10 protein-coding genes are annotated in these 9,816 nt (G+C 68.9%); 6 read left to right on the top strand and 4 right to left on the bottom strand.

What is annotated here, in order from left to right; genetic code table 11:
• From VFF46_RS30900 to VFF46_RS30880, 5 genes are all read left to right on the top strand, one after another.
• Positions 1 to 400 (top strand): FAD-dependent oxidoreductase (locus VFF46_RS30900; RefSeq protein ID WP_325040763.1); only part of this gene is annotated, 400 nt, incomplete at its 5' end.
• A gap of 169 nt (positions 401 to 569) precedes the next feature.
• Positions 570 to 1,502 (top strand): LysM peptidoglycan-binding domain-containing protein, encoded by a 933-nt coding sequence (locus VFF46_RS30895; protein ID WP_325040762.1) that lies wholly within the window; start codon positions 570 to 572, stop codon positions 1,500 to 1,502.
• A 73-nt stretch (positions 1,503 to 1,575) separates the two neighbouring features.
• Entirely contained in the window at positions 1,576 to 3,522 is a 1,947-nt protein-coding gene (pknB, locus tag VFF46_RS30890) for a Stk1 family PASTA domain-containing Ser/Thr kinase (protein WP_325040761.1), read from the top strand.
• Positions 3,523 to 3,617: 95 nt separating this feature from the next.
• Entirely contained in the window at positions 3,618 to 4,499 is an 882-nt protein-coding gene (locus VFF46_RS30885) for a DMT family transporter (RefSeq protein ID WP_325040760.1), read from the top strand.
• Positions 4,500 to 4,511: 12 nt separating this feature from the next.
• Complete coding sequence (locus VFF46_RS30880) at positions 4,512 to 5,708, top strand: glucoamylase (protein ID WP_325040759.1); 1,197 nt, start codon at positions 4,512 to 4,514, stop codon at positions 5,706 to 5,708.
• Here the strand turns inward: VFF46_RS30880 and VFF46_RS30875 are convergent.
• Together VFF46_RS30875 and VFF46_RS30870 are read right to left on the bottom strand one after the other, a co-directional pair.
• Positions 5,705 to 6,775: a glycoside hydrolase family 172 protein gene (locus VFF46_RS30875; protein ID WP_325040758.1), complete on the bottom strand. Its 1,071-nt coding sequence runs from the start codon at positions 6,773 to 6,775 to the stop codon at positions 5,705 to 5,707. The two genes, VFF46_RS30880 and VFF46_RS30875, sit on opposite strands and share 4 nt — an antisense overlap.
• Before the next feature lie 64 nt (positions 6,776 to 6,839).
• On the bottom strand, positions 6,840 to 7,364 hold the full coding sequence (locus VFF46_RS30870; RefSeq protein ID WP_325040757.1) for a hypothetical protein: 525 nt from the start codon (positions 7,362 to 7,364) through the stop codon (positions 6,840 to 6,842).
• A gap of 61 nt (positions 7,365 to 7,425) precedes the next feature.
• On the opposite strand from VFF46_RS30870, the gene VFF46_RS30865 reads away from it, so the two are divergent.
• Positions 7,426 to 7,866 (top strand): VOC family protein, encoded by a 441-nt coding sequence (locus VFF46_RS30865; protein ID WP_325040756.1) that lies wholly within the window; start codon positions 7,426 to 7,428, stop codon positions 7,864 to 7,866.
• Here VFF46_RS30865 and VFF46_RS30860 read toward each other — a convergent pair.
• Together VFF46_RS30860 and VFF46_RS30855 are read right to left on the bottom strand one after the other, a co-directional pair.
• The gene (locus VFF46_RS30860; RefSeq protein ID WP_325040755.1) at positions 7,835 to 8,221 is read right to left on the bottom strand and encodes a hypothetical protein; all 387 of its coding nucleotides are present in this window, start codon (positions 8,219 to 8,221) and stop codon (positions 7,835 to 7,837) included. The genes VFF46_RS30865 and VFF46_RS30860 overlap by 32 nt on opposite strands.
• A gap of 100 nt (positions 8,222 to 8,321) precedes the next feature.
• Positions 8,322 to 9,080, bottom strand: coding sequence for an SAM-dependent methyltransferase (locus VFF46_RS30855; RefSeq protein WP_325040754.1), 759 nt, complete (start codon positions 9,078 to 9,080; stop codon positions 8,322 to 8,324).
• Positions 9,081 to 9,816: the final 736 nt, after the last annotated feature.

The following is a 9,816-nucleotide window of genomic DNA, read 5'->3' as shown; positions in this document are numbered from 1 at the left end:
GCAGCACACCGTGCGCGCGACCGCCCGCGGCTTCTCGGTGTACCTCGTCCCACGACCCGGCGGCGAGCTGGTGGTCGGTGCCACGAGCACCGAACTCGGCTATGACACCAGGGTGCTGGCCGGCGGCGTGTTCAACCTGCTCCGCGACGCGCGGACGGTGCTGCCGATCACCGACGAGCTCGAGCTGGTCGAGACGATCGCCGGGCTGCGTCCCGCGACGCCGGACAACGCCCCGGTGCTCGGCCCGTCCGGACTGGATCGGTTGCTCTGGGCAACCGGCCACTACCGGAACGGCGTCCTGCTGACGCCGGTCACGGCGCAGGTGCTGGCCGACACCGTTCGCACCGGGGCGCTCCCCGACGTCGCGAAGCCCTTCCTGGTCAGCAGGTTCTCGCGCTGACCCACGGTTGCCGACAGCAACCGGAATGATTGTGAACCACAACGATGTAGTTCAGCGTTGAATTGTAACCTTTACGTTACAGGCGTAACACCAACCCCATCAGCACCTGTTGTCACATCAGCCTCAGCACATAGGGTCAAGTGACGTTCACAACGGGGAGTTGGTTGCGATGCGCAACGTTGTCCGGATCTTGACCGGGTTGGCGGTACCGGTGCTGACCGCGGCGGTGATCACCGCCGGATCACCGGGGCTCGGCGCCTACACCGTGCAACAGGGTGACACCCTCAGTCACATCGCCGGCCGCTACGGCACCACGGTCACCAACCTGGTCGCGCTGAACAAGCTGCCGGGCAACGGCAACGCGATCTACGCCGGGGAGGTGCTCAAGGTCCCGTCGGCGGCGGCCAGCACCCCGGCCAAGCGGTCCCAGCTCGGGCGGGTGACGTACGTCGTGAAGGCCGGCGACACGATCTCCGGGATCGCGAAACGCTTCAACTGCTCCCAGGCGAACCTGCTGGCCGCCAACAAGCTGAAGCCGAGCGACCCGATCTTCGCCGGCAAGGCGCTGCAGGTCCCGGTGAAGATCCGGCCGAAGAAGCGCACCGACAACACGTTCGCCGGCCGCAAGTACGCGGACCACATCGTCGCCCAGGCGAACCGGAACCGCGCGATCCTGAAGCAGCGCAAGCAGCCGACCCGGTCGCAGACACGGTCACTGATCGTAAGCGCCGCGAAACGGTACGGAGTCGATCCGCAGCTGGCGCTCGCCGTCGCCTGGCAGGAGTCCGGCTGGAAGCAGCGCGTGGTCTCCCCCGCGAACGCGATCGGCGTGATGCAGGTGATCCCGTCCACCGGCCGGTTCGCGTCCCGGATCGTCGGCCGCGAGCTCGACCTGCTGAAGGCGCACGACAACGTCACCGCGGGCGTCGTACTGCTCAGCCGCCTGACCGGTGCCGCCAAGCTGGACATCGCGGTGGCCGGCTACTACCAGGGCCTCGGCGGGGTGAAGAAGAACGGCATGTACGCCGACACGAAGGCGTACGTGAGCAACGTCCTGCGGATCAAGGCCCAGCTGGAACGCGGGTGGGACCCCCTGCGGTGAGCCTGGCTCAGTAAGTCTGCGCCGTTATCTACACTCTCTGCAGAACGGTTTGGGGAGAGGCGGCTCACCGCAAGTGACGGACGACGTGGACACGCAGGTCAGCGACCGCCTCGTCGGGCGCGTGCTCGACGGTCGGTACCGCGTGGGCGCGCGCGTCGCGAAGGGCGGGATGGCCACCGTCTACCAGGCGCTCGACATGCGGCTGGACCGGACCGTCGCGCTCAAGGTGATGCACGACGGGCTCGGCGACGACGCCCAGTTCACCCGCCGGTTCGTGGCCGAGGCCCGGGCCGCCGCCCGCCTGTCGAACCCGAACGTCGTGGCCGTCTTCGACCAGGGCGACGACGACGGCACGCTGTTCCTGGCGATGGAGTACGTCCCCGGCCGCACGCTGCGTGACGTCATCCGCGACGAAGCGCCGCTGTCCCCGGCCCGCGCGCTGGACCTGCTGACCCCGGTCCTGTCCGCGCTCTCGGCCGCTCACGACGCGGGCATCGTGCACCGCGACATCAAGCCCGAGAACGTGCTGATCTCCGACAAGGGCGCGGTGAAGGTGGCCGACTTCGGCCTGGCCCGTGCGGTCAGCGCCAGCGGCAACACGGCCACCCAGGGCCTTCTGATGGGCACCGTGTCGTACCTGGCGCCCGAGCTGGTCACCGACGGCAGCGCGGACGCCCGGTCGGACGTGTACTCGGCGGGCATCGTGCTGTACGAGATGCTCACCGGCAACAAGCCCCACTCCGGCGACACGCCCATCCAGGTCGCGTACGCGCACGTGCACAACGACGTACCGCCGCCGTCGCTCGAGCAGCCCGGGATCCCGCCGTACGTCGACGCGCTCGTGCAGCGCGCCACGGCCCGTGACCGGGATCTGCGGCCGACCGACGCGCGGGTGTTCAGCCGCCAGGTGCACCGGGTCCGCAGCGCGCTCGACGAGGGGCTGCCGGACGACCCGGAGCTGACCGGCGACCTGACCGTGCCGATCCAGCAGATCCGGCAGGACAGCGGGTACGACGACGGGTACACCCGCGGCGAGCCCGTCCCGATGCGGCACGACACGATCGTCGTACCGGTGGACCACGGACGCCCGACCGGGGCTCCGGCCGAACCACCCGCGCACACGCCCCCGCCGCGGCGCCGGTCCCGCGGGCCGATCGCGCTGATCGCGATCCTGGCGCTGGCGATCGGCATCGGGACCGCCGCCTGGTACTACGGGATCCACCGCTACACCACGACGCCGAGCCTGGTCCGGATGTCCCCCGCCGCGGCCGCCGCCGAGGCGGCGAAGGCCGGGCTGAAGACGAGCCTGGACAACCAGGACTTCTCCGAGGACGTCCCTCGCGGCGAGGTGATGCGCACCGACCCGGGCGCGGGCGACAGGATCCGGAAGCAAGGCGACATCGGCCTCACCGTCTCGAAGGGACCCGAGCGGTACCGGGTGCCGCAACTCGTCGGCCTGCCGCTGGACGCGGCGCAGCAGGCGCTGTCGCCGATCAAGCTGATCACCGGGCAGATCAACCAGCAGTACGACGAGGCCGTCCCGCAGGGGCGGGTGATCGCGATCAGCCCGAAGTTCAACACGGTCGTGAAGCCCGGGACCGCGGTGAACTTCGCGGTCAGCAAGGGCAAGCGGCCGATCGGCGTACCGGACCTGACCGGCAAGTCGTACCACGAGGCGAGCAAGGCGCTGAAGACGCTCGGGTTCGTCGTCACGCGCACCACGAAGTACGACGACAAGGTCCCCGAGGGCGACGTGATCAGCCAGACGCCGAACAACGGCACCCTGTTCGCCAAGGACAAGGTGGCGCTGGTCGTCTCGCTCGGGCCGCCGCTGGTCGACGTACCGGACGTGAAGAAGAAGACCACCGCCGAGGCGCAGCAGATCCTCACCGGCGCCGGCTTCAAGGTCAGCGTGCAGAAGGCGCCGTTCAACCTCGGCCTGAACATCGTCGCCGCGCAGAGTCCGGGCGCGGGCCAGCAGGTGCGACCGGGCACGACGATCGTGATCACGGTGCTCTGATTTTTGCCTTCACGCCCACCCCTCCGCTCTTTCTTTCCGTTTTCCTGGAGGTCCCGTTTTGCCTTGCAGGTAAGCGTTCTGATCTGATGTAAGGCGTGAACCGCCCTCGCGTTGCTGTACTGGCCCTGCTGGCTGTTGCGGCCGCCTGGGGATCGACGTTCTTCCTGACCAAAGACCTGCTCACCAGGATGGACGTCGCCGACTACCTGGCGTTGCGATTCCTGATCGCCTCGGTCGCGCTGCTGCTCGTGCACCCGCCCGCGATCGCCCGGCTGAGCCGGCTGGACCGCGGCCGGGCCGTCGCCCTCGGCATCACCTACGGCATCGCCCAGCTGGTCCAGACCGAGGGCCTGCGGCACACGTCGGCGAGCGTGTCCGGGTTCGTCACCGGCATGTACGTCGTGTTCACGCCGCTGCTCGGCGCGGTCATCCTGCGGCACCGGATCGGGCGCTGGGCCTGGGTCGCCGTGATCCTCGCCACGGTCGGGCTCGGCGTACTGTCGCTGCGCGGGTTCAGTCTCGGCACCGGCGAGCTGCTCACGCTGGCGTCCGCCGGCCTGTACGCGCTGCACATCATCGGGCTCGGCGCCTGGTCCACGCCGAAGAACGCGTTCGGCCTGTCGTCGCTGCAGATGATCGTGATCACCTGCACGTGCGCGATCGGGGCGATCCCCGGCGGGTTCTCCGTCCCTTCGACAGGCCGCGACTGGATCAGTGTGGTCTACATGGCGCTGATCGCCGGCGCGCTCGCGCTGATCGTGCAGACCTGGGCCCAGGCACACCTGACTCCCACCCGCGCGGCGATCGCGATGACAATGGAGCCGGTGTTCGCGTCGGCGTTCGCCGTACTGTTCGGTTCGGACAGCTTGACGTGGAGGATGCTGGTCGGCGGCGCTCTGGTGGTGTCGGCCATGTATCTGGTCGAGCTGGCGCCACGACGTAAGTTCGAGGCGGAAGTGCAGCACCTGGCGCAGTAGATCGGAGGGGCGATGCGGGAGAACCGGCCACTCGACCGGTGGTTCCCGTACGTCGTGATCGCCCTGCTGCTGGCGGTGATGGCAGCCGGCACCGTCCACGGCCTGGATCGGCACCCGCAACCGCGGCTGGTCTCCCAAGGCATCTCGGACGCCCCGGTGCACTCGTCGCTGGGGAGTGACCCGCACGAGGACATGGTGCGGCACGCGATCGCCGACCTCGACGCGCTCACCGGCCCGAACGGCGCGGCCCTGGCCGGCCAGGACGGTCTGTGGCGGTACGTGTGGCCGCGGGACGCGTCGTTCGTCGCGGTCGCCCGGTGCGCGATCGGGCAGTACGACAAGGGGCTCGCCGTACTCGCGTTCCTGAACCGCGTGCGGCCGGCGAGCGGGCGGTGGGAGGCGCGGTACACGGAGGCCGGCGGGCACGTCGGTGACGGCCGCGCGCCGCAGCTGGACGGGTCCGGGTGGGTGCTGTGGGCGACGTGGTTCTGCCGGGCGGGCGACAAGTACTGGGACATGGTCCGCGCGTCGGCCGACCAGATCCTGTCCGAGCTCGGCCCGGACGGCCTGCCGAACGTGTCGCCGGACTACTGGGAGCGGCCCGAGCGGGACCTGACGCTCGGCACGGTCGCGCCGCTGCTGACCGGACTGCGGGCCGCGGTCCGGATCGCCACCTCGCTGCACCACTCCCCCGAGGCCGCGCGCTGGTGGACCGCCGCGGAAAAGTTGTCGGAGGCAACCGATCGGGTGTTCGGGCCGGACTATCCGCGGATCCCGGCGCAGGCCACCAGCTTCGTCGAGCCGGGCGTGCAGCCGGTCACGCTGCAAGGCGGACGGGACGCGATCGTCACGGTCCTCGGCCCGCCGTTCGCGCCGGCCCGTCCGGTGGTCAGTACGGCGATCGACGCGGCGTACGACGTACTGACGCAACCGAACGGCGGCGTGACACCTGGGGAGGACTGGCGGGCGGACGGGGTGTCGTGGACACCCCAGACCGCCCTGTTCGCGCTGAGCGCCGCAGCACGCGGCGACCAGGACACGGCCACCGCGCTTCTCACTTGGCTGGACCACCACCGCACCAAGGCGGGGGCGCTCCCCGAGAAGGTCAACCGCGACCTGCAGCCCGCCGGCGAGGCTCCGCTCGCCTGGACCGCGGCCCTGGTCGTCCTTACCGACTCAGCCCTGCAGGAGCCGCTGCCGATCCCCTAACAGATCTCCATCTCGTCGTGGCTCGGTGTCGCGGGCCGGTTGGTGCTGGTCTTGCCGGAGTAGAAGAACGCGGTCGACGCGATGTCGTCCTGCAGCGGGAGGTAGCGACCGCCGGAGCGCCAGCCCAGGGCCTGTACGTCGACGCGCAGCCGCTCCTTGAAGCGGATCGGGTCCGGCAGGTGGAACCGGTACATGCCGAAGCGCTGCTGGCTCTGGTACTGCCCGTCCGGGCGGATCACCTGAGGCATACCGAGGTACGGCGTACTGAACTCGGTGTAGCCGCCCAGGTGGGGTACGTCGAAGTTCCACGCGCCGCCGAAGTAGTCCTCGGTCCCCGTGCCGCAGATGGTCGGGAACTCGTCGTCGCCGTCCACGTAGAACTTGACCTCGCCCTCACCCCACCAGCCGGAGCTGTTGACGCCCCACGCGACGTACGTACCCACGTAGTGTCCAGGGCCTTCTACACCGTCCAGCAGCGTGTGAACGGTCTTGGCCTCGAGCGGGTTGCTGCGGCGCCACTGGGCGTGCAAGTACGCCGCCTTGTCCGGCACTGCGCCCAGCCAGTAGTCCACCTGGAAGTAGACGACCACGGGCTCGTCGTGGGTGTTCTCGATGGTCAGCTTGGCCTGCTGGTTGAACGGCATCTCCCAGTAGCAGTTGAACCCGCCGTTGGGGTTCACCGCGACCGGCAGCGAGTTGACCTGCGCGAACTTGCCCCAGCCCGAGCAGAAGAAGTCGCCGACCGGCGTCTCGACCGCAGGTGCCTCGTCGCCGTCCCAGAAGGCCCGCAGGACCAGCCGGCGCCAGTGGTCGACGTGCGTGGTCAGCCAGATGTGCGTGATGCACCCCGACCCGGCGATGTCCGCGAGCGTCGCGGTCTCCCCCGGCCCGATCTCGATCGACGGCGAGACCTTCCACCCCTGCCCGAGGTCCCGGGCCGCGTGCGCCCCGGTCCCCTCGGTCCGCCGCCCACCCTGACCGGGCTCACCGGTCGGGTTCTCCGCACTGATGGAGCGCGTCTCGACGTCGGCGAGCGCGCTGATACCGGTGAGGTTCCCAAGTGTCATAGCGCGACCTTAGGCCGCCGCCGGTCCCCGAAGAAATCGATTGCCCATGAAGTGGACCCGGTATTCAACAGGCGCGGACCTTGGCGGCCTGACCGGTGAAGGACAAACACGCCCACGGGCGCCCTTGGTCACGCTTCGCGCGGACGATGACGGGGTACGCGTCCGCGCCGTGCACCTCCGGGGTCTTCTCGGTCGGGAACGACCCGACCGCGCCCCCGCGCGCCTCGGCCGCCGCCTTCACGTCCGCGACGCTGACCGCGCCCTGCCCGGCCTTCTGCGCTGCGGTCTTCGCGTCGGTCGCCACCTGGAGCGCGAACTTGACCTCCGGCGGCTTCGACCAGGTCGTCTGCGACACCGGGATCACCAGCCCGAACATCGCCAGCCCGACCGCTGTGACGATCTGCCGCAGCCGCCGGGTCTGATCGGTCAGCAGCAGCGCGGCACAACATATCGCCAGGAACACCGTCAGCCCACGCAACACCCAATGCCGGTCCAGCCGGCTGTCCACCGCCAGCCCGGCCGCCACCGCGATCACCAGACAGATTCCAGCCGCACCCAACGCCCGAACCCGCGGAGACAGAGATTGCATGCCGCAGACAATAGACGTTCGGTCTACGGTGGCCGCACGGACCACGTCGGAGGGAACCCGCATGACGCTTCTCCGGATGGACAACGTCGGCATCGTCGTCGACGACCTCGACGCCGCGATCGCGTTCTTCGAGGAGCTCGGCCTGGAGCTGGACGGCCGCGGCCAGGTCGAGGGCGACTGGGTGGACCGCACCGTCGGCCTCACCGGTGTCCGCTGCGACTTCGCGATGCTGCGGATGCCGGACGGACCCGGCCGCCTCGAGCTGGCGAAGTACCACTCGCCGGCCACGATCGCCGCCGTACCGCCGAATCCGCCGCACAACACGCTCGGCATGCACCGGGTGATGTTCGCCGTCGACGACCTCGACGACACCATCGCCCGGCTGCAACGGCACGGCGCCGAACTCCTCGACGGCGTCGGCCAGTTCGACGGCGGCTTCCGCCTCTGCTACCTCCGCGGCCCGGCCGGCATCATCCTCGCCCTCGCCCAGGCTCAGCCGTAACCACCAGCCGCGCGGCGCCAAACTCCATGACAGCCGAGTACGTCGTGAGCTTGAACCCGTCGCCCCCGTCGTACTCGAAGTCCCCCACCTGCCCCAACACCCCGGCCTCCTGATTCCACCAGCGCACCGCGACCCCCTCGAAGCGCATCACAACCACAGGCGTCGCCTCAGCCGCCGCGGGCGTCCACCGCGCCTCGGTGTACTCGAACCGGAGAACCACGACCTGATCGACCGGCCGGACCTCCACGCTGACGAGATCCATGTCGTGCAGGTACACCGGAACGCCCTGGTCCGTCCAGAACTCGAACAACCCGGTACCGCCACTGGCGACGTCGTGCCGAGGATCGATACTCACGCCGACGATCTCGGTCCGACGGCTGTCGTTCGCTGGGATCGCTGGGGTGTCTCGGGCCTTACGCCGTCTCCACCTGGGCATGGCGGCAGTCTCGCAGTAGCTAGTCGTTCCGGTGTGCGACGACTCGGGTGAGGCCGAGGGTTTGGCCGCCGTCTGCGTGGAGCATGCGGGCTTCTTCGCGACCCGGTCGGCCGCCGTCGAGGTCGCAGGCTTCGTTCCACTGAAGCCAGTCCTGCCATCCGTACGGCACCTGATCGGCAACCTCGACCGTGACCAGCCCCGTCTTCTCCCAGTGCCGCCGCCACCAGGCCGCGCTGTGCCAGGCGCAGAAGTCCCACTTCCAGTACTCCGCGAGATGCGGCGGCGGCAGCACCTCGTACTCCTCGACCGGTCCCGGCTGCACGATGCCGATCCGCCCACCGGGCTTCAGAAAACGCGAGAAGTACCCCAGGTACAGGTCGTCCGTCCCGAAGTAGTGGTACGCCCCGAGGCTGACGATCGCATCGAAGAACCCCTCGGCGTACGGCAACGACCGAGCATCCGAGTGCACCGGATGAACCCGCTCCTCAGCCCCCGCCTCGACCACCCGCCGCAGAACCTCCGTGGGCTCGACCCACAACTCCGTAGCCCACACCTCGACCCCGAACTCCCGCGCCAGGAACACCGAACTACAAGCATTCCCGCACCCCATGTCGAGCACCCGCATCCCCGGCTCGAACGCCATCACCCCGGCCAGCGCCTCCACCTGCCACACCGGATTGGGCCCCATCGAGGCATCAACCATCCACCGAGCCGAGTACCCCGCCGCCCGCGGATACCGCTCGTTCCGCAACATCTCCTGAAGCTCACCATCATCCATGCGCCCGCAGTCTCCCCCCACCCCCACACCACAGCAACCCGTTTACGACACACCCCGAGCAGCACCTCCGCGTACGGCTTACACGGTGACGGCAAGGTCCAGCGACGCCAGGCCCCTCTCGCCGGCCTCCGTCTGCAGAGCGATCACCAGACGCCATCGGCCAGGCGGTACGGCGTACCCCAGTCCGGGAACCACCGACGCCGTACCGATCAGAACGGATGCCGTCCGACTCCCCTGCGCCCCAACGACAGCTCGCCCATCGTCATGCACCTGCTCACTTGCGCCCCGATTCGTCAGGCACCCGCACATTCCTGATCAACTCCCCTGCCGGATACCGCATCGCCCCCACATGCAGTCCCACAAGCTCTGGGTACGCCGCAGACAACCCAGCCGCGATCTCGGTAGCCCAAGCCGCCAGCATGATCCGATCCGGCATCCGCGTCGGCTCACTCTCCGGATCAGGAAGCGCCATCAACGCCCCGGCGCCTCCGCCATCAAGCGCCGCAACTCCACCCGCGGTCCCTCCCACCCAGCCATACGCCGACTGACACCTCCCCTACTTCTCCTTGTATATAAGGGATCAGAGTCTATCGCTGATTTGGCCGTGACTGATTCGTGATCTACAATAGAACACATGTTCGACACCGATCTGGACGACCTCTCCACCGCGGTGTGATGTCTCAGGACATCGGTGACGGTTCTGTATCAGGAGATAGGTGACAGTTGGTGTGTCAGG

This window comes from Kribbella sp., assembly GCF_035655035.1.
Classification (GTDB): Bacteria; Actinomycetota; Actinomycetes; order Propionibacteriales; family Kribbellaceae; genus Kribbella.
The sequence above is the reverse complement of the archived record's forward strand: the minus strand, read 5'-3'. Positions and strand labels throughout refer to the sequence as shown.